General features: G+C 63.3%; 21 protein-coding genes and 1 tRNA gene. 8 read left to right on the top strand and 14 right to left on the bottom strand.

The features are described from left to right. The first annotated feature begins 210 nt into the window (after positions 1-210). Complete coding sequence (locus FHS48_RS04210) at positions 211-1,740, top strand: malonate--CoA ligase (protein WP_184261731.1); 1,530 nt, start codon at positions 211-213, stop codon at positions 1,738-1,740. A 141-nt stretch (positions 1,741-1,881) separates the two neighbouring features. Next, a complete protein-coding gene (locus FHS48_RS04205; RefSeq protein ID WP_184261729.1) occupies positions 1,882-2,718 on the top strand; it encodes a sulfite exporter TauE/SafE family protein in 837 nt (278 codons plus the stop codon). 127 nt (positions 2,719-2,845) lie between these two features. On the opposite strand, the gene FHS48_RS04200 is transcribed toward FHS48_RS04205, so the two are convergent. The 3 genes from FHS48_RS04200 to FHS48_RS04190 form a co-directional block, all read right to left on the bottom strand. Next, positions 2,846-2,922: transfer RNA gene (locus FHS48_RS04200), tRNA-His, on the bottom strand. Between the two features lie 63 nt (positions 2,923-2,985). After that, positions 2,986-3,765: an SAM-dependent methyltransferase gene (locus FHS48_RS04195; protein WP_184261727.1), complete on the bottom strand. Its 780-nt coding sequence runs from the start codon at positions 3,763-3,765 to the stop codon at positions 2,986-2,988. Between the two features lie 60 nt (positions 3,766-3,825). Beyond that, positions 3,826-4,419, bottom strand: a complete 594-nt coding sequence (locus FHS48_RS04190; RefSeq protein WP_184261725.1) for a TetR/AcrR family transcriptional regulator — start codon at positions 4,417-4,419, stop codon at positions 3,826-3,828. 390 nt (positions 4,420-4,809) lie between these two features. Between FHS48_RS04190 and FHS48_RS04185 the strand changes: the two genes are divergently transcribed. Both FHS48_RS04185 and scpA read left to right on the top strand, forming a co-directional pair. Continuing rightward, the gene (locus FHS48_RS04185) at positions 4,810-6,840 is read left to right on the top strand and encodes a methylmalonyl-CoA mutase family protein (RefSeq protein WP_311769077.1); all 2,031 of its coding nucleotides are present in this window, start codon (positions 4,810-4,812) and stop codon (positions 6,838-6,840) included. Between the two features lie 3 nt (positions 6,841-6,843). Further along, on the top strand, positions 6,844-9,036 hold the full coding sequence (gene scpA, locus FHS48_RS04180) for a methylmalonyl-CoA mutase (protein WP_184261721.1): 2,193 nt from the start codon (positions 6,844-6,846) through the stop codon (positions 9,034-9,036). A 48-nt stretch (positions 9,037-9,084) separates the two neighbouring features. Here the strand turns inward: scpA and FHS48_RS04175 are convergent, their stop codons facing one another. Next, positions 9,085-9,861, bottom strand: a complete 777-nt coding sequence (locus FHS48_RS04175; protein ID WP_184261719.1) for a substrate-binding periplasmic protein — start codon at positions 9,859-9,861, stop codon at positions 9,085-9,087. Between the two features lie 153 nt (positions 9,862-10,014). Here FHS48_RS04175 and meaB point away from each other — a divergent pair, with 153 nt between their 5' ends. Then, complete coding sequence (gene meaB, locus FHS48_RS04170; RefSeq protein WP_184261717.1) at positions 10,015-11,016, top strand: methylmalonyl Co-A mutase-associated GTPase MeaB; 1,002 nt, start codon at positions 10,015-10,017, stop codon at positions 11,014-11,016. A 21-nt stretch (positions 11,017-11,037) separates the two neighbouring features. On the opposite strand, the gene FHS48_RS04165 is transcribed toward meaB, so the two are convergent. The 4 genes from FHS48_RS04165 to FHS48_RS04150 all read right to left on the bottom strand — a co-directional run bounded on the left by FHS48_RS04165 (position 11,038) and on the right by FHS48_RS04150 (position 14,374). Then, positions 11,038-11,547 carry a DUF2867 domain-containing protein gene (locus FHS48_RS04165; RefSeq protein WP_184261715.1) on the bottom strand — a complete coding sequence of 170 codons (510 nt, stop codon included), beginning with the start codon at positions 11,545-11,547 and terminating at the stop codon, positions 11,038-11,040. Positions 11,548-11,583: 36 nt separating this feature from the next. Continuing rightward, positions 11,584-12,807, bottom strand: a complete 1,224-nt coding sequence (locus FHS48_RS04160; protein WP_311769076.1) for an MFS transporter — start codon at positions 12,805-12,807, stop codon at positions 11,584-11,586. Continuing rightward, the gene (locus FHS48_RS04155; protein ID WP_184261713.1) at positions 12,804-13,127 is read right to left on the bottom strand and encodes a DUF3088 family protein; all 324 of its coding nucleotides are present in this window, start codon (positions 13,125-13,127) and stop codon (positions 12,804-12,806) included. Before FHS48_RS04155 ends, FHS48_RS04160 begins: the two co-directional genes overlap by 4 nt. Positions 13,128-13,249: 122 nt before the next feature. After that, positions 13,250-14,374, bottom strand: coding sequence for a saccharopine dehydrogenase family protein (locus FHS48_RS04150; RefSeq protein WP_184261711.1), 1,125 nt, complete (start codon positions 14,372-14,374; stop codon positions 13,250-13,252). A gap of 153 nt (positions 14,375-14,527) precedes the next feature. Between FHS48_RS04150 and FHS48_RS04145 the strand changes: the two genes are divergently transcribed. Further along, positions 14,528-14,956 carry an Lrp/AsnC family transcriptional regulator gene (locus FHS48_RS04145; protein WP_184261709.1) on the top strand — a complete coding sequence of 143 codons (429 nt, stop codon included), beginning with the start codon at positions 14,528-14,530 and terminating at the stop codon, positions 14,954-14,956. A gap of 5 nt (positions 14,957-14,961) precedes the next feature. Here FHS48_RS04145 and FHS48_RS04140 read toward each other — a convergent pair whose 3' ends face one another. Continuing rightward, the gene (locus FHS48_RS04140; protein ID WP_184261707.1) at positions 14,962-15,648 is read right to left on the bottom strand and encodes a class I SAM-dependent DNA methyltransferase; all 687 of its coding nucleotides are present in this window, start codon (positions 15,646-15,648) and stop codon (positions 14,962-14,964) included. Positions 15,649-15,968: 320 nt separating this feature from the next. Continuing rightward, the gene (gene spbR / locus FHS48_RS04135; protein WP_184261705.1) at positions 15,969-17,090 is read right to left on the bottom strand and encodes a SpbR family protein; all 1,122 of its coding nucleotides are present in this window, start codon (positions 17,088-17,090) and stop codon (positions 15,969-15,971) included. A gap of 251 nt (positions 17,091-17,341) precedes the next feature. Here spbR and FHS48_RS04130 point away from each other — a divergent pair, with 251 nt between their 5' ends. After that, a complete protein-coding gene (locus FHS48_RS04130) occupies positions 17,342-17,857 on the top strand; it encodes an adenine phosphoribosyltransferase (protein ID WP_184261703.1) in 516 nt (171 codons plus the stop codon). Positions 17,858-17,919: 62 nt separating this feature from the next. On the opposite strand, the gene FHS48_RS04125 is transcribed toward FHS48_RS04130, so the two are convergent. Together FHS48_RS04125 and FHS48_RS04120 are read right to left on the bottom strand one after the other, a co-directional pair. Then, positions 17,920-19,056: a PA0069 family radical SAM protein gene (locus FHS48_RS04125; protein WP_184261701.1), complete on the bottom strand. Its 1,137-nt coding sequence runs from the start codon at positions 19,054-19,056 to the stop codon at positions 17,920-17,922. A 41-nt stretch (positions 19,057-19,097) separates the two neighbouring features. Further along, the gene (locus FHS48_RS04120) at positions 19,098-20,783 is read right to left on the bottom strand and encodes a methyl-accepting chemotaxis protein (protein ID WP_184261699.1); all 1,686 of its coding nucleotides are present in this window, start codon (positions 20,781-20,783) and stop codon (positions 19,098-19,100) included. A gap of 540 nt (positions 20,784-21,323) precedes the next feature. On the opposite strand from FHS48_RS04120, the gene FHS48_RS20595 reads away from it, so the two are divergent. Further along, positions 21,324-21,794, top strand: a complete 471-nt coding sequence (locus tag FHS48_RS20595) for a helix-turn-helix domain-containing protein (RefSeq protein WP_184261697.1) — start codon at positions 21,324-21,326, stop codon at positions 21,792-21,794. 65 nt (positions 21,795-21,859) lie between these two features. On the opposite strand, the gene FHS48_RS04110 is transcribed toward FHS48_RS20595, so the two are convergent. Then, positions 21,860-23,545, bottom strand: coding sequence for a methyl-accepting chemotaxis protein (locus FHS48_RS04110; RefSeq protein WP_184261695.1), 1,686 nt, complete (start codon positions 23,543-23,545; stop codon positions 21,860-21,862). 287 nt (positions 23,546-23,832) lie between these two features. Further along, complete coding sequence (locus tag FHS48_RS04105; protein WP_184261693.1) at positions 23,833-25,518, bottom strand: methyl-accepting chemotaxis protein; 1,686 nt, start codon at positions 25,516-25,518, stop codon at positions 23,833-23,835. Positions 25,519-25,713 lie beyond the last annotated feature (195 nt).

Here is a 25,713-nt window from a genome sequence, read left to right as displayed (position 1 = left end):
CACAGTATACAAGCCCCGCACCCCCTTCAACCCCGGCGGCACCGGGCATCACCGCATGACAATCCTTTGACGGATAACAGCTTTTTCAGGCGTCCTTTCCGCTGCGGAAAGATGTGCTTTTTTCCTTGGCTTTCCGCCATAAATATTCAAAATAGACATCAATTGTATACAAGGCCTCGCCGGCACAAAAACAGGGACACAGGAAACGCCATGACCGCCTCGCTCTACGCCAAGATGTATGCCCACTTCCCGCCGTCTGAGAGCGCCGTGCTGTTGCAGGCCCCCGGCGGTCGCACCATCACCTATGGCATGGCCCACGAATGGTCAGGCCGCTATGCCCACTTCATGAGCAGCCTTGGTCTGGAAAAGGGGGACCGGGTGGCGGTGCAGACCGAAAAGTCTGCGGAAGCCCTGCTGGTGTACCTCGCCTGCCTGCGCGGCGGCTTTGTGTTTCTGCCGATGAACACCGCCTACCGGCCGGACGAAGTGGACTATCTGGTCAGCAATGCCGAACCGGCGCTGATCCTGTGCAGCCCGGAGGCCGAGGACAGCACCCGCGCCATTGCCACCCGCCACGGAGTGGAGCACGTCTACACCCTTGGCACCCGCAATGACGGCAGCTTCCCCAACGCCGCCGCCGACGCCAGCCCGCAGTTTCCGATTGTCGCCTGCGACCCCGATGATCTGGCGGCGATGCTGTATACCTCCGGCACCACCGGCAAGCCGAAAGGTGCCATGCTGACCCACCGTAACCTTGCCAGCAATGCCGAGGCGCTGGTGAAAAGCTGGCGGTTCAGTGGAACGGATGTGCTGCTGCATGCCCTGCCGATCTTCCATGCCCACGGCCTGTTCGTCGCCTGCCACTGCGTGCTGATGTCCGGTGCCCGGATGATCTGGCTGTCGAAGTTCGACGCCGACGAGGTGATCCGCCTGATGCCGCAGGCCACCGTGTTCATGGGGGTGCCGACCTTCTATACCCGCCTGCTGTCGAAGCCGGATTTCGGGCGGGAGGCAACCGCGACGATGCGGCTGTTCACCTCCGGCTCCGCCCCGCTGCTGGCGGAAACCCACACCCAGTTCTCCTCCCGCACCGGACACGCCATTCTGGAACGCTACGGCATGACCGAAACCGGGATGAACACCGGCAACCCCTATGACGCCGAGCGCCGCCCCGGCACCGTCGGCTTCCCCTTCCCCGGCGTCAGCGTCCGCGTTGTCGGCGAGGATGACGTCACCGCCCTGCCGACCGGCTCGGTCGGGGCCATTCAGGTCAAGGGCGACAACGTCATGCTGGGCTACTGGCGGATGCCGGAAAAGACCAAGGAAGAATTCACCGCCGATGGCTGGTTCAAGACCGGTGACGTCGGCAAGATCGACCCCGAAGGCTACCTGCACATCGTCGGCCGCGCCAAGGACCTGATCATCTCCGGCGGCTACAACGTTTATCCGAAGGAAATCGAAGGCGTGATCGACGACATGCCGGGCATTGATGAAAGTGCCGTCGTCGGCGTGCTGCACCCCGATTTCGGCGAGGTCGGCGTTGCCGTGGTCAAGCTGCTGCCCAAGGCCAACGGGCTGGGCGAGGAGGCCATCCTCGGTCACCTTAAACAGCACCTTGCCAATTATAAGGTGCCGAAGCGGGTGTTCTTTACCGACGAGCTGCCGCGCAACACCATGGGCAAAGTGCAGAAAAATCTGCTGCGGGACCAGTATAAAGATCTGTTCCGGCTGCCGTCATAACTGCATTCCCCTCCCCTGTTTCCGATGGCCCGGCCTTGCGCCGGGCCATTATTTTTGCACTGCACCCCTTGCGCCCCCGGACCGGGTTGCCCACAGTGGTCGCCCCCTGTCCCCCAACGTTTCCAACGGGAGCCCCACCCGATGGCGGATCTGCTGTCCCTGCTGACCCCCGACCTGCTGCTGCTGGCAGCCGGCCTGCTGATCACCGGCGTTGCCGCCGGCATCCTGTCCGGCCTGCTCGGGGTCGGCGGTGGCATCGTGATTGTTCCGGTGCTGTATCACGTCTTCACCGGCCTTGGTGTGGATGAGGCCGTGCGGATGCATGTCGCGGTCGGCACCTCTCTGGCCACCATCATTCCCACCTCCCTCTCGTCCTCCCGCGCCCACCGCCGGAAAGGCAGCATTGATGATGCCCTGTTGAAATCGTGGGTGCCGTCCGTGTTTGCCGGGGTGGTAATCGCCACCCTGTGGGGCACACAGGCCAAGGGCTGGGTGCTGACCGCCGTGTTTGCAGTGGTGGCGCTGGCTGTGGCTGCCAACATGACATTCCGGCGGGAGGGCTGGACCGTCGCCGACCATCTGCCCACCGGCTGGATCCGGCAGGCTCTGGGGGCGGTGATCGGCGGCCTGTCGGCGCTGATGGGGATCGGCGGCGGCACCCTGAGCGTGCCGATCCTGTCGGCCTGCTCCTACCCGATCCACCGGGCGGTCGGCACCGCCAGCGCCCTCGGGCTGATGATTGCTATCCCCGGCACCATCGGCTTTCTGATCAACGGGCTGGATATCCCGGGGCGGCCGCCGCTGTCGCTGGGCTTCATCAGCCTTCCCGGCCTGCTGCTGATCCTGCCGACCACCATTCTGGCCGCGCCCTGGGGCGTCCGGCTGGCTCATGTGCTGAACGGCCCGCGGCTGCGGCAGGTGTTTGCCTTCTTCCTGTTCATCACCAGCCTGCGGATGATCTACGCCCTGCTGACGTGATCCCGGTCGGCTAACCCGACAGACCATGGCCCCGCGTCTTCGGACCGGGGCTTTTTTTTCTGCACGGAAATCAGATCTGCGCAGACAAAAAGAAAAGGCCGGTACAACGTACCGGCCTTTTCAAAGATGGGGCGAGTGATCGGATTCGAACCGACGACCCTCTGGACCACAACCAGATGCTCTAACCAACTGAGCTACACCCGCCATCGTGCGAGGGCCGCTTTATAGACCGGGACCACCCACCCGTCAACACAAAAAATCATTATTTTATCCAGAGGCCCCCGGCCAGCGCAAAACCATGAAAACATAGCCGTAAACATCGGCATGCGCCCGGTACATGGCAATCTCATCCCGCACCCCGGCCATCACCCCGGCCAGCGCGGGATCGCGCTCCGCCATCGGCCCCAGAGTTTCCAGCCGCCGCTCCAGCGGCAGATAATAATCCTGCCACCAGCCGCATTCCGGCAAGGTCTCGGCATGCAGGAAGGCATAGCCAAGCCGTTCCGCCACCGCCAGACTTTCCGCCACCGTGCGCATATCAGGGTAGGCCGCTTCCCAGAACCGGCGCACCGCCGGGGGCGGCGACGGGTGCAGCCACATGCAGTCTGACACCACCAGATACCCGCCCGGCTTCAGCAGCAGACGCCAGTGCTCCAGCGCCGCCTCCAGCCCGACGACATAGGCCGCCCCTTCCGACCACACCAGATCAAGGGTCCGGCGCTTCAGACGGGCGTCCAGCATATCCCGGCAGCGGATGTCCAGACGCTCGGCCAGCCCCCGGCGGCGGGCGGTGTCGGCCAGCTCATCCAGAAACGGCTGATGGGTATCCACCGCTGCCACCCGGGCGGCCAGATGCTCCGCCAGCAGCAGGCTGGACCGGCCATTGCCACAGCCCATATCAACACAATAGGGGTCTGCGGGCAGCAACGGGCGCAGGCGGTCAATCATCGCCAGCGTCACCGCATCGCTGCCCGGCCCCTGACGCGGCAGATCGTGAAACACCGTAAAAAAGGCATCCTGCGGACCGGAGAACTGTTCAGACGTCATCGGGGATCCCTTTTTCCTGTCACTCCGGCCCTTGGGGCCAAGCCCCTACACCGCAGACCTTTACCAGCTTGCGGCCAGTGCCGCAGCAGCATGCCGGGCCTGACCGGCGGCAGCCTGACCGCCGACCACCGGGGTCATCGCCATCGCCCCCTCGAACAGCAGGGCCAGATCCCAGCCCCGCTCAGCAGGCCGGTCAATTCCGGCGGCCTCCAGCCGTCCCTCGAACCATGCTCCGCTGGCACGGCACCGGAAGGCGGCATCCCCGGCCACCGTCACATCATGGCCGGAGAACTCCGCCAAGGCCCGCAGCAGCAGGCTGCCCTGCGATCCTTCGGCTTCCAGCCAGTTCCCCAGCACATCAAAAACGGTCAGCCACGCCGGGCCATCCTGCTCCCGCGCCGCCACCCCGTCATTGATATAGGCCCAGAAGCGCTCATCCCGCCGTTCCAGCACGGCACGGACCAACGCATTCTTGGTGGGAAAATGTTTATACAGGGTCATGCGGGCGACCCCGGAATCCTGCACCAGACGGTCGATCCCGGTGCCATGGAAGCCGTAACGGTCAAACAGGCCTTCCGCCACCTCGACCAGCACATCCTTCTTGGGGGACGGACGGGCGGTTCTCGGCTTCAGGGCAGCAGTACGGGCGGGCATGGGCAGCAAAACTCCTCGGCGGATCGGTCTCCGGGCAATCCCGCCTTCTATAGCGCCATCATCATGTCGAAAACAGGGCAAAAAGATTTTAGTCAAAATCAGCATTCGCTTATTCGCAAAATTTTCCACCCCCGCATTCGCACTTGCGAATGAGGCAAAGGCCCTGAAAATTTATCCTTCATAACACATATTTATCGTCAAACATGCGGCCATAAACATACTTTGCCGCATTTATTCCCAAAATTCAGAATACCCCCACACATCGCACTCCTTCCGCCGATATGGTACAACTGAGGGGTCGGGGGAAACCCCGGCAGAGGGAGCGACAAGAAGGCAGCGTAAGACCAGATGAGCCAGACACCCTTTTCCCTGACCCCGGACTTTCCCCCGGTGACTGAATCCGCATGGCGGCAAGTGGTGGAAAAGGCCCTGAAAGGGGCGGATTTCGACAGGAAGCTGACCACCCGCCTGTATGACGGCATCACCCTTCAGCCCCTGTACGGGCAGGATGCCCCGGCGGCCACCGCCGATGCGGCCGGGCTGCCCGGTCAGGCACCCTACACCCGGGGCACCCACGCCCTGGGGCAACGTCAGGCAGGGTGGGATATCCGCCAGGAATTTACCCATCCTGACGTGCGGCAGGTTTCCAAGGAAGCGCTGGAAGATCTGGAACGCGGTGTCTCTTCCGTGGTGCTGCGCCTTGATGCCGCCGCCCATGCCGGTCTGGACCCCGACACCGACGCCGCCGAAGGTCTGGCCGGTGTTGACGGTATCATGATTGCCACCGCCGATGATCTCGACACCGCGCTGGCCGGGGTGCTGCTGGATATCTGTCCGGTAGCGCTGAAAGCCGGAGCCGGGGCCGTTGCCGCCGCCGCCATGCTGGCCGATGTCTGGACCAAGCGCGGGGTCGGGGCCGATCTGGCGCGGGGTGCCTATAACATTGATCCGGTCGGCACGCTGGCCGCCACCGGCTGGCTGCCGCAGGGGCTGGAAAAGTCGCTGAACGACATGGCCGCCGTGGCGGCCCGGACGGCGGAAGAGTTTCCGATGGTCACCGCCGTCGGCGTGTCCGGCGAGCCGTGGTCCAATGCCGGGGCGTCCGAGGCGCAGGAACTGGGCTGTATGCTGGCCACCGGCGTTGCCTATCTGCGGACGATGACCGAGGCCGGGATCGACATTGACACCGCCTGCCGCCAGATCAGCTTCACCCTGCCGGTCGGCACCGACTTTTTCAGCGGCATTGCCAAGCTGCGCGCCGCCCGTCTGCTGTGGGCGCAGGTCACCGCCGCCTGCGGTGCCGCTGCTGACGCCGGAAAGATGGTGATCCACGCCGAAACCGCGCGCCGGGTCCTCAGCCAGCGCGATCCATGGGTCAACCTGCTGCGCGTCACCGTCACCAGCTTTGCCGCCGGGGTTGGCGGGGCGGACAGTGTCGCCGCCGCCTCCTATGAGTCCGCCCTTGGCCTGCCGACCGCGTTCGGCCGCCGTGTTGCCCGCAACATCCAGATCATCCTTCAGGAAGAATCCCATCTGGCGAAGGTGGTCGATCCGGCAGGGGGATCATGGTTTGTCGAAACCCTGACCCGCCAGCTGGCGGAACGGGCGTGGGAAGAGTTCCAGAACATCGAGAAGGCCGGGGGCATCGCCGCCGTGTTGCAGGATGGTTCCCTTGCCGCCGCACTGGCCAGAACCTGGGATGAGCGCCGGGCCAATATCGCCCGCCGCAAGGATCAGCTGACCGGCATCAACGAGTTCCCCAACCTGTCGGAAGCCCCGGTGGATGTCGCCCCCGCCGACCGCGTCCTACTGCGCCGGGGGATGGCGGCCCGCCTGAAGCATGTGGACCGGACCCCAGGCTTCAGCACGCTCGATCAGTTCTATAACGCCGCCCGCACCGGCACCCTCGGTGGCCTGACCGCCGCGCTGGGCGGGACGCCGCTGCGGATTGACCCGCTGCCGAACCACCGCTTCGCCGAGGATTTCGAGGCCCTGCGCGATGCGTCGGACGAAGTGGCGACCATCAACGGCACCCGTCCGTCGGTGTTTCTGGCCAACATGGGCGGGGTCGCCCAGCATACCGCCCGCGCCACCTATGCCCGCAACTTCTTTGAGGCGGGCGGGATCGAGGCGATCAGCAGCGACGGCTTCGACAGCCCGGAGGCCGCTGCCGCCGCCTTCCGCCTGAGCGGCGCGAAAATCGCCTGTCTGTGCGGAACGGATGACCAGTATGAGGGCGGGGCCGCCGCCATGCTGGCCGCCCTGAAAGGCGCCGGGGCCACCCGCCTGTATGTGGCCGGACGCCCGGCTGCCGAGGCCAAGGCAGCCTATGACGCCGCCGGAGCCAGCGAATACATCTTCATGGGCTGCGATGCCCTTGCCACCCTGACCGCCGCCCACCGCCATCTGGGAGTGAACTGAGCCATGACCCGGATCCCTGATTTCTCCTCCATCCCGTTCTCTGCGGCTGCGGGCGGCTCGCTGGCCGACTGGCAGGCACAGGCCCGCGCCGAAAGCGGTGCCGACCTCGATACCCTGCTGTGGCAGACCCCGGAAACGCTGGCGGTGAAGCCGCTGTACACCGCCGCCGATCTGGCCGGTCTGGATCACCTCCAGACCTATCCCGGGGTGGCCCCGTTCCTGCGTGGCCCCTACCCGACCATGTATGTGCAACAGCCGTGGACCGTGCGGCAGTACGCCGGGTTCTCCACCGCCGAAGATTCCAACGCCTTCTACCGCCGCAATCTTGCCGCCGGTCAGAAGGGCCTGTCGGTGGCCTTCGACCTTGCCACCCACCGTGGCTATGATTCCGACCATCCGCGCGTTGCCGGGGACGTCGGCATGGCCGGGGTGGCGATTGACAGCATCTATGACATGCGCACCCTGTTCGACGGTATTCCGCTCGACCAGATGAGTGTGTCGATGACCATGAACGGTGCGGTGCTGCCGGTGCTGGCGCTGTACATCGTCGCCGCCGAGGAACAGGGCGTGAAGCCCGAACTGCTGTCCGGGACCATTCAGAATGACATTCTGAAAGAGTTCATGGTCCGCAACACCTATATCTATCCGCCGCAGCCGTCGATGCGGATCATCTCGGACATCTTCGCGTTCACCTCGCAGAATATGCCGAAGTTCAACTCCATCTCCATCTCCGGCTACCACATGCAGGAAGCCGGGGCGACAGCGGATCTGGAACTGGCCTATACGCTGGCCGACGGGGTGGAATACGCCCGCGCCGGGATGGCCGCCGGGCTGGATATCGACAAGTTCGCGCCGCGTCTGTCGTTCTTCTGGGCGATCGGCATGAACTTCTACATGGAAGTGGCCAAGATGCGTGCCGCCCGGATGATCTGGGCCAAGCTGATCCGCCAGTTCAACCCCAAGTCCGACAAGTCGCTCAGCCTGCGCACCCACTGCCAGACCTCCGGCTGGTCGCTGACAGCGCAGGACGTGTTCAACAACGTCACCCGCACCTGCGTGGAAGCGATGGCGGCGACGCAGGGCCACACCCAGTCGCTGCACACCAATGCGCTGGACGAGGCGCTGGCCCTGCCGACCGACTTCTCCGCCCGCATCGCCCGTAACACCCAGCTGTTCCTGCAACAGGAAAGCGGCACCACCCGGGTGATCGACCCGTGGGGCGGCAGCTATTACGTCGAACGCCTGACCCGTGACCTCGCCGATCTGGCGTGGCAGCACATTCAGGAGGTCGAGGAACAGGGCGGCATGGCCAAGGCCATCGAAGCCGGGATTCCCAAGATGCGGATCGAGGAAGCCGCCGCCCGCACGCAGGCCCGGATTGATGCCGGGGTGCAGACCGTGGTCGGCGTCAACAAGTTCCAGCTGGAAAACGAAGACGCGCTGGACGTGCTGAAGGTCGACAACTCGGCGGTGCGGGCCCGGCAGATCGAGAAACTGCAACGCCTGCGCGCCGAACGCGACCCGAAGACGGTGGAAAGCTGCCTGACGGCGCTGACCCATGCCGCCTCGTCCGGCGACGGCAACCTGCTGGGGCTGGCGGTGGATGCCGCCCGCAACAAGTGCACCGTCGGCGAAATCTCTGATGCGCTGGAAAAGGTCTATGGTCGCCATCAGGCGACCATCCGCGCCATTTCCGGGGTTTATTCCAAGGAGGTCAAGGGCGTGGACGACAGCTTCGACAAGGTCCGGGCGCTGGTCACCGAATTCGAGAAGAACGATGGCCGCCGTCCGCGTGTGCTGATTGCCAAGATGGGGCAGGACGGGCACGACCGGGGCCAGAAGGTGATTGCCACGGCCTTTGCCGATCTGGGCTTCGACGTCGATATCGGGCCGCTGTTCCAGACCCCGGCGGAAACCGCCCGTCAGGCGGTGGAAAACGATGTCCATGTCATCGGCGCGTCGTCGCTGGCCGCCGGTCACCTGACACTGGTGCCGGAACTGCGCGAGGAGCTGAAGAAGCTGGGCCGTGAGGATATCCTGATCGTCGTCGGCGGCGTGATCCCGCCGCAGGACTTCGATGCCCTGTATGATGCCGGTGCGGCGGCGATCTTCCCGCCCGGCACCAAAATCAGTGTGGCGGCGCAGGATCTGCTGGCCAAACTGAACACCCAGCTCGGCTATACCGAAGCGGCGTAACCGCACCCTCCACCCGCCGTGGCCCTGACGGACCCGGCGGGTGGATATTCACTGCGGCAACTGCACCAGCGCCGGATTCAGCCAGCGGTTGACGATGCCCTGAAGGGTGCCGTCGGCCCGGATCTGGTCCAGCCCGTCGGCAAACCGTGCCGCCTTCTCCGCCTTACCTTTGGGGATGATCACATGCCGCCCCACTTCGCTGAGACTGTCGGGCAGAATCAGCAGTTGCCCGGACAGCCCCTGACTGTCCGCCGCTGCCGACAGACTCCAGATATCCCCGATCATCGCATCGGCCCGCCCGGCGGCGAGCATCTTCACCCCCAGCGTCACGTCATTCACCGGGATCCGGGTAAAGCCGGTGGCGGCATCAAAATCGGCGGTATAGGCGAAGCCCTGCACCGTCACCACCCGCAGGCCGGTCAGATCCCCCATGCTCTCAAACCGCAGGGGATGACCCCGCCGGACCATCACCACCGTGCGGCCCATCCGGAACGGCCCGACCAGCAGGTATTTTTCCCGCCGCTCCGGGGTCTCGACGAACTGGAAGGCCAGATCGTAGCCCCCCAGATCCAGCCGTTTCAGAACCCGGTTCCACGGCATCGCCTCGTACTCCGGGGTTACCCCGATCCGGGTCAGCACCGCATGGACAATCTCGGTATCCAACCCGGCAGGGTGACCTCCATCCATCCACGAATACGGCGGAAAACGGTCATCCATCAGCACATGCCAGACCTCTGCCGTCCGGCCTGTCGCTGAAAACAGGACAACGCCAAGGACGGTCACCACAAGATACAGTGCGGATCTCAGGCGACGGGTCACAGACACAGACGGGCCCTCCGTGGATTTCGGGGCGGGCTTTCGGTACGGTAAAGCCGCAGGGGAAACCCCGCACTTACCGTCTTCACAGTTAACGATACTATAACCTTATATACCAAAAGACCGGTTTTTTCCCCTTTTTGCCACAGTAAGGAAACCGCCATGCCGATCGCCATGCCGACCGTCGATGACTACGTAGCCGGTGTTCTTGCCGGGGACCGGGCGATGATGGGCCGGGCAATCACCCTGATCGAAAGCCGGGCGGAGCGCCACCGGGTGATGGCCCAGCAGGTGCTGACCCGGCTGCTGCCCCATGCCGGGAAAGCGCACCGGATCGGCATTTCCGGGGTGCCGGGCGTCGGAAAATCCACCTTCATCGAGACCTTTGGCTGCAACCTGACCGCCGAAAGCCTGAAGGTGGCGGTGCTGGCGGTCGATCCGACCTCGTCCCGCAGCGGTGGGTCCATTCTTGGTGATAAAACCCGCATGGCACGGCTGGCGGCGGATGAACGCGCCTTCATCCGCCCCTCCCCCACCTCCGGCCACCTTGGCGGGGTGGCGCGGGCAACCCGGGAAACCATGATCGTGTGCGAGGCCGCCGGATACGATGTGGTTCTGGTGGAAACGGTCGGCACCGGTCAGTCCGAAACCATGGTCGCCGACATGGTTGATTTCTTTCTGGTCCTGATGCTGCCCAACGCCGGGGACGAACTTCAGGGCATCAAGAAAGGCATCCTGGAGCTGGCCGACCTGATCGCCGTCAACAAGGTGGATGATGAGAAGGACCTGAAAGCCCGGGCCGCCAAGCGGGATTACGAGAATGCCCTGCACATCCTGACCCCGGCCAGCAGCAACTGGACGCCACAGGTGGTGATGATGTCCGGCCTGAACAACCGCAACCTTGACACCCTGTGGGAAAAGATCCGCGATCACCGCCGGATCCTGACCGCCAGCGGCGAACTGACCGCCAAGCGGCACGGCCAGCAGAAGACGTGGATGTGGGCAATGTTGCAGGAACGGCTGCTGCACGCCTTTGAAACCCACCCGCAGGTGGCCGCCCTGATCCCGCAGATGGAACAGGCGGTGCAGGACGGCACCCTGACCCCGACCGTGGGTGCCGAACGGCTGCTCGGCGCCTTCGGGCTGGAGGCCCTGACGGTCTGACCGGATACAGGGCTGGCCGGATTACAGCCGGGCGGCCCGCAGCACTGCCGGGGCAATCACCCGGTGGGCCGGGCCGACCAGCAGCATGTAAAGCCGCCCGAGGACGTTGTGGATCACCACGCTGGTGGTGACATACACAACCGTCTCCGCCCCTTCGGACCGACGGCTGACGGAGATGAAAACATCCAGATGCCGGTCCTTCTCGCCGAACACCACCTCCGTCTCAGACTGGGCGTAAACGGTGAAGGGGCCGAGCCGTTCGCCCAGCGCCACCGCTTCCCGCTCCGGCTGGGGCTGGCCCAGCCGCCCGACATCTTTCAGGCCCAGCCGCCGCACCACCGCATTGCGCAGATCCATCAGCCGTTCCACCCACCCCGGGGTCCGGCTGAAAATCCGCTGGGCCAGCAGAACCGGCGGCAGCCCCCGGCCCGGATCGGTCAGGCCGCGCCGGTAGCTGTCACGGAAATTCCAGCGCGGCATCAACGCCTCAATCAACAGCCCCGCCGGGACCGGCCTCTTTTCCACCGCCATTCCTGACCTCCCCCTCTTTTCCACGCCCCGGCCCGCTCAGTCGCGGGTCCGCAGCACCCACAGCCAGAACAGCAGCAACGAAACCAGCCCCAACCCTGCCGACAGACTGAATGCGGCGGCATGGCCCAGATCTTCGTAAATAACCCCGAACAGAAACGAGGCCGGCAACAGGGCAAAGCTGCTGATCAGGTTATACCAGCCAAACGCTGTTCCCCTGCGCTCCGGCGGGGCCATATCGGCGACAAAGGCCCGCTCGACCCCTTCGTTGGCAGCCAGAAACAGACCATAGCCCAGAAACAGCGCAATCAGCACCGGCCCATCGCCATTGACGGCCAAGGCCAGATAGATCACCACAAACAGGATCCAGCCGCCGATCAGCACCGGAGTCCGCCCGATCCGGTCCGACAGGGCAGACAGCGGCGTGCCGAAGACCACCGCCACCGCCGACACCCCGGCCCACAGCAGCGGAATCTGTGCCTGCGTCACCCCCAGCTCCGACGCCCGCAGCAGCAGGAACATGGTGGAGGATTTGCCCAGCGTGAACACCCCCAGCACCACCAGAAACCGCCGGAACCGCTTGGGCATCGACGACAGGGACCAATCGACCGCCGCCCGGGGCGGCGGGGCATAGCCCTTCGGCTCGGTGATGAATCCGGCCAGCGCAATGGCCGCCATCGCCGGAATGATGGTCAGCAGAAAAATCGTCTCGATCGGCACACTCAGGGCCAGCAGCCCCGCCGCCGCCAGCGGACCGATCACCGCCCCGGTGTTGTCCATCGCCCGGTGCAGGCCATAGGCAATCCCCCGGTTGGCATCACTGACCGATGCCGCCAGAAGGGCATCGCGGGGCGAACTGCGCAGGCCCTTGCCCAGCCGGTCCATGAAGCGCAGGGCCATGATACCGCCCCAGCCGGTGGCCAGCACCATCAGCGGCCGCGCCATCCCGGCCAGCGTATACCCCAGCAGGATCATCCCTTTGCTGCGGCGGGTCCGGTCATTGATGATCCCCGACACCAGCTTCAGCAGGCTGGAGGTGGCATCCGCCACCCCTTCAATCAGGCCCAGCGCCGACGGCCCGGCCATCAGCACCGTCGCCAGATACAGCGGCACCAGCGGATAGACCATATCGCTGGCGGCATCATTCAGCAGGCTGATAAAGCCGACCAGCCACACCGTCCGCGACAGGCTGCGCAGGATCGCCCAGAACCCTTTCGGGGCCGCCGGGTCCTTTTTAGGCGGGTGGCCGGACCGGCGGCTCACAGCACCACCCGGCCCCGGGCCGCCGGCACGCCATGGGCATGCACCAGACAGGTCAGGATCTCCGTCATGTCCTCGGTCACCGTCCGGCCCTGCGGCGTATCACGGATCAGCAGCGGGCACCCCTGTTTCTCCGGGCCAACAAAATCAACAATCGCCTGACGCGGGCGGGGGAAATCGACATAGCGGATGTCCAATCCCTCCCGCAGGCCCGGCACCGTCGCCAGAAGGCCTTCAACAATCATGCAGTCCGGGCAGAACTGCCGGACCCCCGTTTCCGACGCAAAGGCCGGATGCAGCAGATACAGGATATCGCGCGCCATGGGACACTCCTCTCCCGGCTTCTTTGGAAGCCCTCTTATCCCGAACTCTACCCCCGGTATCCATAAAGGAAAAGGGGGCGTCCGTTTCCGGACACCCCCTTTCCGCAGAGACGGGCAGGCGATCAGGCCGCCTTCGATCCGGCCCCGACCCCGGCGGCGGCACCGCCTTCGTTCTGGGCATAGACCTTGCCGAAGCGGTTGGACAGGAAGGTGGCGAGATCGACATCTTCCTGCTTCACGAAACCACGGGACGGCAGCTTGCCTTCATGCAGCAGGTCCAGCATGGTGCAGATCCCGGCGGCAGTGGTGATCTGGATGCCGGAACGGAAGGTATCGCCGACCATGCGGCCATACACCTTGTTGGCATAGCTTTCCTGAAGCAGGCGGCCGTTGCGGTAACCGCTGACGGTGACGAAAATCACGATCACATCCTGCGGGGTGGCCGGGATCGACCGTTCCATGATGTCCTTCAGCACATCACGGCGTTCGCCCAGACGCAGGTCCTGAAGCAGAACCTTCATGATATCGCGGTGACCCGGGTAGCGGATCGAGCGGTAGTTCAGGGTACGGACCTTGCCCGACAGGGTATCGCACAGGGTGCCGAGACCGCCGGAGGTGTTGAAGGCTTCGTATTCCACGCCGTCGAGGGACAGGTGTTCCAGCTCTTCCAGCGGCGGCACCAGCACCTTTTCACCGTCCACCACAGCTTCGCACGGCTCCAGATACTCGTTGATCAGGCCGTCGGTGCTCCAGGTCAGGTTATACTTCAGGGCGTTGTGCGGATACACCGGCAACGCGCCGACGCGCATCTTGACGCTGTCGAGGGTGTCATAGCGGCTGGCCACATCATGCGCCACCACCGAGATGAACCCCGGGGCCAGACCGCACTGCGGGATGAAGGTCGAGGTCCCTTCCACCGCGAACTGCTTGACGGCACGGGTGGAGGCCACGTCTTCGGTCAGGTCGAGGTAATGCACGCCAAGGTCACGGGCGGCGCGGGCCACTTCGATGGTCAGGGTGTACGGCAGGGCGCTGAGAACGGCGAAACGGCCCTTCATGGCCGCCCGCAGGGCCTCGGTATCGGCAGCGTTCAGCACCAGCGTCTTCATGTTCGGGCGCTGCGGCAGGCGCGCCAGCGCGGCGTCATTCTGGTCAGCGATGGTCACGGCATAATCGCCGGTCGCGGTCAGCAGATCGACAATGGTTTCCCCGATTTTGCCACCGCCGAGAAGCAGAATGTCACGCATGAGAACCTCCTGTTTGCGTTCTGTCAGCAGGGGCACCGGATGGTTCTCCCTGCCTGTTAAGACCCATTCTGAAACGCAAAACAGTCGATCTGAAGGCCTCATTCTGCCATAGTGCGCGGTAAGACAGATCAAAATGACGGAGTTTCTGGCGAAATGCTTGATGACCTCGACCGCCGCCTGCTGGATGCCCTGCGCGCCAATGCCCGGGAACCGACCGCCGCATTGGCCCGCCGCCTCGGCATTTCCCGCAGCACGGTGCAGAGCCGGATCCTGCGGCTGGAGGAAACCGGGGTGATCGGCGGCTACACCATCCGCCTGACCGATGACTTCTCGCAGCGGATGATCCGCGCCCATGTGATGCTGAGCGTGCAACCCAAGCACGCCGCCCGGGTCGCCCACGCCATCCGCCAGATTCTGGAAGTCCGGGCCCTGCACACCATCAGTGGCATGTTTGACATGATCGCCGAGGTAACGACCGAAACCATGGATGCCATGGATGCCGTCACCGACCGCATCGGGGCGGTCACCGGGGTTGACCGCACTCAGACATCCATCCTGATGGCCACCCGGTTTGACCGGTAAGCGCCCTACAGGGTCCCTGCCGGGGCTGCCGTCAGCTGGACCAGCAGCGGGGTTTCCGCCCCGCGCTTGAACACTTTCTCCGGGACCGGCCCGTGAAAATCACAGGGCCGCCATTCGCGGCACCCCCGCAAAGTCAGGCCAGCGGCGGCACAGGCGGCGATGTAATCAGAAAACTGATGCGCAAAGGTCGGCATCCGCACAAGGCTGTCGCCGTCACGGAAATGGGCACTGACCGTGTTGAGGGACAGGAACGGATGGATTTCAATCATCACGATCTCCCCACCCTCCCGCAGGAGACGCCGGGCTTCCCGCAGCGGGCCGGTCAGATCGCCGACATGCTCCAGCGTCAGACAGAACAGCACCAGATCCGCACAGCGATCCGCCAGCGGCACCGGCTGCGCCATATCCTGCCGGAACAGGAGAAAGTGCGGATCCCGGGCCCAGGCCTGTTCCAGCATGCCCAGCGACAGATCACAGCCGATCAGGTCCTTCGCCCCGCCCCGCTTCAGGTGAGCCAGATTGCGGCCGGTCCCGCAGCCGAACTCCACCACCCCCTTGCCGCCAACGGTCGCAGACAGATCGTCCACCACCTGAGAGGCACCAAAAACCATTGGATTGTCGTAGGCGTCATAGAAGGAAGACCAGCGGTCATAGGCTGCCGCCACCGGCAGGAAGAGGGCTTCATCCTGCATGACGGACCCTCCGCAGGGCGGCTGAGATAACATCAGAAAAGATCGGATACATCAGGCGGTAAACCATACTGCTCCCTCCACGGGAGGCCGTCCCGCATTCGGGGCAAGTAGTTTTCCGGCACCTCAGGGCCTGCCTGATGCAGTCACCTGCCGCGTTCGCCTGTGCCATTCAGCTCCGCCAGAGCAGTTTTTCTATACCCCGGCCACCGCCGCACCGTCAACACCCCGCCCCGGACACAGCGGATGGCAGGCAGCGGACAGGAAAAAGGGGGAGGCCCTGAGACCTCCCCCTTCCCGGATCACACTGTGGGCCACGCCGGTTACGCCAGCGGAGCCAGCTTATCCATCTTGCCCAGCAGATATTCCAGATCGGCGCTTTCAAACTGCACACCCAGATCATCGTACTGGGTCAGCACCCGTTCCAGAACCCGGCGCTGATAGCGTTCGCGGTCATTGCTTTCACCGTCATAATCGGCTTCGGCCACCACATCAATCGCCGCCCGCACCGCCGGGAACATGGTCATCGGCAGACCGGCCCGTTCATAAATGCCCTTCAGCCCCAGAACACCGCTGTCGTGGATCAGTTCCCGGGTATTGACGATCGGCACACCGCTTTTCAGCGCCATGGAGTATTCGAAGAACTTCAGATCGCCCATGCAGATCGCCCGGACGATAATCGACGGGGTCAGGCGGTCATGCTCGGCCATCTGCCGGACCAGACGGTCCACCTCGTCTTCCGAGGATTCACTGGACAGGGTGATGGTGGCGCGTTCCCGGCTTTGCAGCACCAGATCCGCCGCCAGATCGGACGGCAGCTCATGATTGCGCAGCAGATGATCCCGCAGCGCTTCCGACACCCGGTGGACCAGACGTTCCGACACCGTCACCGGCAGATAGGACCGGTTGACCAGCGGCGACTGCACCCGTTCATCATCACCGAATTTCTCCACCATCTTCAGCATGGTGGTTTCCGGCAGATCAGCCCCCGGATTGGCGGCCAGCGTCGCGGCAACATCCGCCCCGCCGTCCTCGACCAGTGCATCGGCCACGTCGGACTGCACCACCCGGCGGCGGGCAACCGCCTTCTGCCGCTCCGGATCCTTGATGCGGACGATATCAATCAGGTCCGCCGGGGTCAGGACATCAGAAAATTCCAGCACCGGCAGGGCCACGCTGCCGACATCCCGGGCCAGCGCCACGGCAACATCGTGGGGCACCATCGGGTTGCCCTTCAGGTTCTCCGACAGGGCTTCCCGCACGCGGACCTCGGCATCCTTGACCATCAGCCGGAAGATATCTTCGGCGATGCGGCGCTCCGTCTCCGACAGGTTGCGGTCATCGAACTGACGGGCCAGCTTGCCGGCAGTCTCCGCCCGCACACCCGCTGACGGTTCCTGTAGAAGCCGTCGCACATCTTCCGTTGTAAGCTGCGTATCCGCCATTGGCTGGCCTGACTCTTTTGACAGTGCGCGATAGGCCGGACACATGCTGTCCCGCCACCTGTAAAGGTAACTGGAAAAACACTTTCTGTATAGTTGGCATCGCCTGCCATGACGGTGGCGTTGCAAGTCTGTTGCCAATCGCGCCCAAATCAGTACGATCCGCCGGTCTGGCCCCGCGCCGCCCGGACCATCGGGCACGGCAGGGCCGTTTCCCCTTTTTATTCAGCCTGCTGACGCCTCAGGATTCCGCGATGGACATCAAAGAACATATCCGGTCGATTCCCGATTTTCCCAAGCCGGGGATCAACTTCTATGACATCTCCACCCTGCTGCGTCATCCGGATGCGTGGCAGGTGACCATGGGCCGTCTGGCCAAGGTGGTCGGGGGCTGGCGCCCCGATGTTCTGGCCGGAATCGAGTCACGCGGCTTCCTGACCGCCGCCCCGCTGGCCCTGAAGCTGGGCTGCGGCTTTGTGATGGTGCGCAAGCGCAACAAGCTGCCGGGTGCCACCGTGCGGTATGATTACGATCTGGAATACGGGTCTGATTCCATTGAGATTCAGGCTGACGCGGTGGAACCGGGCCAGCGCGTGGTGGTGCTGGATGACCTGCTGGCCACCGGCGGCACCGCCAATGCTGCCGTGCAGCTGTTCCGCAAGGTCGGGGCCGAGGTGGTCGGCGTTGCCGCCATTGTCGAGCTGAACTTCCTGCATGGCCGGGACCGCCTTGATGTGCCGGTCGCCACGCTGGCCAGCTACGACGAATAAGCCCGTCTGGAGCAAAGACAACGGGACGCCGGATATCTGGCGTCCCGTTGTTTATTTGCCCATCAGAACAGGCTCATCTGGTCCCCGGCCTTCAGGTGCAGTTTCTGCGGCGGGCAGGCAAACAGGTCGGTCCGCAGGGTGGGAATAGACATCCGCAGCCCGGCCCGCTTTGCCGCCAGCCGGAACCGCTGCCACAACAGGTCCGCCACCGGCCCCTGCCCGCGCATCCGGTCGCCGAAGGCGGCAGAATTCAGGTCCCCGTCCCGGCATTGCCGGATCAGCGACAGCACCCGCGCGGCCCGGTCCGGCACATGGGTTTCCAGCCATTCGGCAAACAGCTCCCGCACCTCCTGCGGCAGGCGCAGCAGAATGGCCCCGGCACTCTCCGCACCGGCCTCCTTTCCGGCCGCCAGAATGGCATCCAGTTCATGATCATTCAGGCCGGGGATCATCGGGGCAGCATTCACCCGCACCGGCACCCCGGCATCAGCCAGAACCCGGATTGCCCGCAGCCGGGCGGACGGGGTTGAGGCCCGGGGCTCCAGCCGCCGCGACAGGTCGCGGTCCAGCGTGGTGACGGAAAGGCTGACTGACACCAGCCCCCGTGCCGCCATCCGCCCGAGAACATCGGCATCGCGGGCAATCATCGCCCCTTTGGTGACAATCGCCACCGGGTGGCTGTAAGCGTCCAGAACCTCCAGCACCGACCGGGTGATGCGCAGCTGCCGCTCCACCGGCTGCCAGGGGTCGGTGTTGGTGCCCAACCCCAGCGGGGCGGGCTGATAGCCTCTGGCCCGGAAGGCCTGTTCCAGCAAAGGGGCGGCGTCCGGCTTGGCAAACAGCCGGGTTTCAAAATCCAGCCCCGGCGACAGGCCGAGCCAGGCATGACTGGGGCGGGCAAAGCAATAGGAACAGCCGTGCTCACAGCCCCGGTACGGGTTCACCGACCGGTCAAAGGGAATATCCGGGCTGTCGTTGCGGGCCAGAATGCTGCGACTGGTATCGACCTGAACAGTGGTGGCCAGAGGGGGCTGGTTGACGGCCTCGCCCTCTGACCACCAGCCGCCGACGATACTGCCCCAGCCATCGTCGGCCAGCACCCGGCTGTCCCGCTCATACCGCCCACTGCGGTTGGAGGCGGTGCCACGGTGCTGCGCCCGCAGAACATCGGCGGTCCGGGATGGCTTGATTTCTTCCATCCCGGAACCCTATCATACAAAAAAGAACAAATCAGGAACTTTTAACCGGCCCGGATCTCAGCGATAAAGGTATCGACTTCACGACTGAGAATGGAGGACTGCCGGGCCAGATCCGACGACGCCGACAGCACCTGTCCTGCCGCATCGGACACCGACTGCGACGACCGGGCAATCACCGACACACTGGCCGTCACCCGCTCCGTGCCGATCGCCGCCTGTTCGGCATTGCGGGCGATTTCGCTGGTGGCGGCACTCTGTTCTTCCACCGCACTGGCGATGGTGGTCGAAATGGCGCTGATGTTGCCGATGGTCGCGGTGATCGAGGCAATCGCATCAACCGCGCTTTGGGTCGCCTGCTGCACCGAACTGATCTGACCGGTGATCTCCCCGGTGGCCCGGGCGGTCTGGGTGGCCAGACTTTTCACTTCATTGGCAACGACGGCGAAGCCCTTTCCGGCCTCTCCGGCGCGGGCGGCCTCGATGGTGGCATTCAGGGCCAGAAGATTGGTCTGACTGGCGATATCAGAGATCAACCCCGCGACATCACCGATCTTCCGCACGGCGTTGGACAGCCCCTCGATCACCCGACCGGTCTCCTCCGCCTGCCCCACCGCCTGCGCGCTGACGTCACTGGCCTGCGTCACCTGCCGGGAGATTTCAGAGATCGACGCCGACAGCTCTTCCGACGCTGCCGCCACGGTCTGCACATTGCCGGTGGCCTGCGTCGCGGCACTGGCGGCATCCCCACCCTGCCGGGTCACTTCCGCCGTGCTGCCGCTCATCGCCTCGGCATTGGCCTGCATCTGCACCGCCGCAGCCGAGACGGATTCCACCACTGCCTTGACCTTGTTTTCAAAGTCATACGCCATCCGGTGCATCAGGGCCCGCTTTTCCTGCTCCGCCCGGTGGCTGGCCGCTTCCTGCTCCGCCTCCATCGCCCGGGCCCGCAGGGCGTTGGCCTTAAAGACCGACAGACTGCGCGCCATGCCGCCCACTTCATCCCGGCGCTCCTCGCCTTCGACGGCAACGTCAAGATCACCGGCGGCAAGACGGTCCATGGTCGCGGACAGACGGACCAGCGGCGAAGAGATGTAGTACCGGGCGAGCGCATACCCCCCCAGTACCCCGATCAATACCGCCAGACCGCCGCCGATCACCCCCCGGTAGGTTTCTGCCCGGACATCCTGAGACACCTGCCCAGACCGCTGCGCAGAGGCCTTGGACACCGCATCCCGTATGCTGATGACCTTCTGACGGAGGTCGACCGCAACAGGATAAAAGCTGGTCGCCGCAGTGGCATTGGCTTCGACGTTCTCGTTTCTGGACGACAGCTCAAACACCCGGCCTGCGATCTGGTAAGCAGACCGATAGCTGGCCGCAATCGCATCAATGTCTGCCTTTTTATCCGGAACGGCAGCCACAGCGTCCTCAAGAAGCTTATAAAACGGCTTCTCCATCTCCAAAAATTCGGCCCGCATCTGCTCAACCTTGGCCAGATCGGTTTCCGCTATACCCCGGAAGACCATCATCCCCAAAGATACAACCTGCACATTGGCCCGGGTCAGGTAAACCTCTGCCTTTGCCTCCCCGGTCAGCAGGTCATTATAGGTCGCCTCGGTCCGGGTCAGGGCCGCAATCATTGAGGCCAGAAGACCAATCGCAACCGCCCCCAGAAGAAACAATACCGTGACGATTTTTGTACTGATACGCACATTTACGAATGACATATCCCCATCCCTGTTTTCTGGCGGCCTTTAGCGCAATGGCCGCGCATCCATCCCGTCCGTCCTGTAAACACCGTCCGCAGTGGATCCGGAACACCGACTTGAAGGGGCAGCCCCAATGGAAGATGATGCGGAGTTGGACTGACCCATATCGCCGGACGCAAACGATTATCAACCACAGGTAAACAATAGGAGACACCCTTCGGGGTCCTTTCCCCAGTCGGCTGCCCTGCATCAGGACCTAACGCCCGATGGCCACGCGACGCAGATCGGCACGGGGATAGCTTTTCAGAACCGCGAAAGCCCCCCTTATCCCGGGCCAACTCCGCTCAGGTACCCTGATCCAGACTTCCAGAGCAATCCCCCCCTCGGGACCTGACCAGATCTAGAACGAGCAAGATCATGAACAACTTTCTACCCACAGTCTACCCAAAAAAGAGAATAAAACGCCCCTTTCCACACATTACTATTGGAAATGGGAATGATTAACCTCATTTATAGAGTCCGCATTTATACGGCACTCCCTGCGGCAGGGAGTCTGCCATGACCGACAGCCTGAAGATCCGCCTGCGGAGAATCCGCCACCAAGCCGGGCTCAGCGCATCAGAAATGGCCAGACATGTCGGCCTGAAAGACCGGAAGTCCTGGGAAAATTACGAACGGGGCCAGACAACACCCAAGGCCGACGTCCTGACCCGGCTGGCCCAACTGGGTATTGATATCAACTGGCTATTGACCGGAACCATGGCAGACAGTCAGACGGAAAATCCATCCCCCCCTGCCGCAGGACCGTATCCTTCCCCTGAATCCGGCCCTGCTGGCCCACATTGGGGAAGAAATTACTCTTCTGCTTCAGGCAGAGCAGCAGGACGCCACCCCCGGACAGGTCGCCCCCCTACAGGCGCAGGCTTATGCGGATCTGGTCTCAACCTACGATACGGATCAGGAGCGCGCCGTAGGGCTGCGGCTGATCCTGCAACAGATCCGCCAGCGGCTGCGCAGCCGCCCGCCTGACGCCTGACGGCAAAAGGGGCCGCCCCATGGGAACGGCCCCTGCCCATCCCGACCGGTCGATCCGGTCAACCCGCCCGGATCTCGGCAATAAAGGTATCCACTTCCTGACTGAGGTAGGCCGACTGGCGGGCCAGCTCCGCCGACGCATCCAGAACCTGCGAGGCGATCTCGTTGGCCTCCCGCGAGGTGCGGGCGATCACATTGACACTGTTGGTGACCTGCTCGGTTCCGGTAGCGGCCTGTTCGGCATTGCGGGCAATTTCCTGCGTTGCCGCCCCCTGTTCCTCCACCGCGCTGGCGATGGTGGTGGAAATTTCGTTCATCTGCACAATGGTGCTGCTGATATCGCCAAGGGCCCCCACGGCTTCCTGTGTCGCCGCCTGCACCATACCGATCTGGCTGGTGATCTCACTGGTGGCGCGGGCGGTCTGGGTGGCAAGGCTTTTCACTTCATTCGCCACCACCGCGAACCCTTTCCCGGCATCCCCGGCCCGCGCTGCCTCGATAGTGGCATTCAGGGCCAGCAGGTTGGTCTGGCTGGCAATGTCGGAAATCAGGCCGACCACATCGCCGATTTTCTGCACCGCCCCCGACAGGCCCTGCACGACACCACCGGTTTTCTCAGCCTGCTCGACGGCCCGGCCGGTGATGCTGGTTGCCTGCGTCACCTGACGGGAAATTTCGAGGATCGAGGACGACAGTTCTTCCGACGCCGCCGCCACCGTCTGCACGTTGGAGGTGGCCTGACCGGCGGCGGCGGAGGCATCCACCCCCTGACGGTTGGCTTCATCGGAAACTGAGGTCATCGACCGGGCATTCGACTGCATCTGCGTCGCCGCCGCCGACACCGACTGCACCACACCCTTCACCTTGGTTTCAAAGGCATCGGCCAGACCGTGCATCAGATGGCGCTTATCGTCTTCCGCCTTCGCCTTCAGGACTTCCTGCTCACGTTCCAGCTCCAGCGCCCGCATCGCCTTGCTTTTCAGCACCTCGACACTGCGGGCCATCACTCCGACCTCGTCCTTGCGCTCCAGCCCCTGCACCGCCACCGAGAAATCATCGTTGGCCAGCCGGTCCATGATGTTGGTCAGCCCTCCCAGCGGGCGGGAGATGAAACGGCTGGCAACAAGGAAACCGACCGTAAGAGCCATCAGGATAGCAACCGCGCTGATGATCAGACTCTGCCAGTGCAGGGCCCCAACGGAGGACCGGAGCGCTGCCGCATCCCCGGTGCTTTCCTTGATCACCTCGTCAACCTTAAGGTCCATCGCCTTCTGCAAGGTTTCCATCAGCGGAACAAAATCATTCCGGGACAGATTCGTCGCTTCCTCATTTCTGTTTTGCAGAGCCAGCGCCGCCACGTCACGGGCCGCACGATAAGCCCGATCGTAGTCCGCTTGCAGGGCTTTCAGTTCCGCCGACCGCTGCGGCATCGTCCGGATTGCGTCCTGCATCATGGCGGCAAAGCGATCACGGGCCGGTTCAAACTGGTCATTCACCAGCTTCATCTCTGACTCGCTGGTTTCGGCGATCACACGGTAGGTCAGCTGGCCCAGCAGGGTAACCGCCCGGTTGGCCCGCACAACAGCAACCTGCCCGGTGCCGTTGCCCGCAATCAGGGCACCGTAATCGTCATCCACCTGTGAAATGCGGGAGGTCAGGAACAGCGCGATCCCGAAGGCAATCACTCCAAGAAGCGCGAGGACTGACAGAATTTTTGCGCTGATGCGGAGATTGGTGAATGACATGATCCTGCCCTTCCGACTGGTCTGTAGCCGGTGCGAACGCACCGTGGCGCCGGTTTCCTCTGCTGGGGGCGCCTCCTTGAGAATTTACTGTGATCCTGTCATCCAATCCGCTCAATAGTGCGTATTATTCACCGCATACAAATATCTTATGTCTTGAATAGTATTGATTTTATCGCTTCTACAATAAAGAGAGGCCATCTGCATCGCAGAATGCAAAAAGCCCTGCCGGAGATCTTCCGGCAGGGCTGATTGAGAGACGCAGGATGCGAAACACTTTGCGAAAACAGTTATCCGGCGCGGATCTCGGCGATAAAGGTATCGACCTCGCTGCTCAGATAGGCCGACTGCCGGGCCAGTTCCGCCGAGGCATCGAGAACCTGCGAGGCGATCTCGTTGGCCTCCCGCGAGGTACGGGCGATGGCATTGACGCTGGTGGTCACCTGCTCGGTTCCGGTGGCCGCCTGTTCGGCATTGCGGGCAATTTCCTGCGTTGCCGCCCCCTGTTCCTCCACCGCACTGGCGATGGTGGTGGAGATCTCGTTCATCTGCACGATGGTGCTGCTGATATCGCCCAGCGCATCCACCGCCTCCCGCGTTGCCGACTGCACCATGCCGATCTGGGTGGTGATTTCGCTGGTGGCGCGGGCAGTCTGGGTGGCAAGGCTTTTGACCTCATTCGCCACCACGGCAAAGCCCTTGCCGAGATCCCCGGCCCGCGCCGCCTCGATGGTGGCATTCAGCGCCAGCAGGTTGGTCTGGCTGGCGATATCGGAAATCAGGCCGACCACATCGCCGATCTTCTGTACCGCCCCCGACAGGCCCTGCACCACATGACCGGTTTTTTCGGCCTGCTCGACCGCCCGACCGGTGATATCCGTCGCCTGCGTCACCTGACGGGAAATTTCGAGGATGGAGGACGACAGCTCTTCCGAGGCCGCTGCCACCGTCTGCACGTTGGCGGTGGCCTGACCGGCGGCGGAAGAGGCATCCACCCCCTGACGGCTGGCCTCATCGGAGACCGAGGTCATCGACTGGGCATTCGACTGCATCTGGGTTGCCGCCGCCGAAACCGACTGCACCACGCCCTTGACCTTGGTTTCAAAGGAGTCGGCCATCGCCTGCATCATCCGGCGCTTATCCTCTTCGGCACGCTGCGCCGCTGCCGCCTGCTCCGCCTCCATCTCCCGGGTGCGGATGGCGTTGGCCTTGAACACCTCGACACTGCGGGCCATAGCGCCGACTTCGTCCTGACGCTCCAGCCCTTCAATCCGTACATCCAGATCGTTAGCGGCAAGACGGTCCATTGCATTCCCAAGCGCCCCCAGAGGCCGAGAAACAAAGCGGGTTGCAATCACGAGCCCACCAAGGACGGACGCGAGCACACCCACTCCCGCAACAACGGATGACAGGGTGATCCGTCCGGAAATCTTCTGCTCAACTTCTGCCAGAGTGGTCTTCACATTGTCGGCAGACTGCTCCCGGAGCCCGACCAGCTGTTTACGATAATCTTCCATTGCCGGGGTGAACTGCGTCGATGCCATATCATTGGCTTCAATATTCTGGTTCTTGCTGGCAAACGCATAAACATCCCGGGCAGCTTTCAGCACCTTGCCGTAACCCTCCTCCAATTGACGGGCTTTCTGAACCTCGTCAGGGGCGGCGTACTTATAATCATTTAACGCATTAAGAAAATTGTCTTTTTCCCGATCAAAGTCTTTCGCGATTGCGGCCAGCTTGGCATCATCCGTTTCCGCGATACTACGATAGGTTACGACGCCGAGGCTCAACAGGCGCGCGTTCATCAGGGTCAACGACAGCTGCTCACCAATCTCCCCATCGATGACCTGCCGGAAAATCGCATTCTCTTCCCTCAAGGCCTGCACCAGAAGAGCCACAAGACCCAAGGCAATCACGCCCAGAACGATCAATACCGATAAGATTTTTGTCCGGATACGGAGATTGGTGAATGACATGACTTACCCCCAGAGTGCCCAATCACGGGATGTCACCGCCTGCCCCGACGCAGCCAGCCCTGACACCATTAGTGGAAATACCGTGCCAAGGCATATGTATTTTTTCAATAGTACAGAAGTACTCATACAATGAGAATCAAGGCCCCACGAGGGTTAAAACTCTAGATTTTCTCATTTTGCAAAAAAATAATTACT

The sequence above is a fragment of the Novispirillum itersonii genome, assembly GCF_014205675.1.
GTDB lineage: Bacteria > Pseudomonadota > Alphaproteobacteria > Rhodospirillales > Rhodospirillaceae > Novispirillum > Novispirillum itersonii_A.
This window is presented reverse-complemented; position numbering and strand designations above follow the sequence as displayed.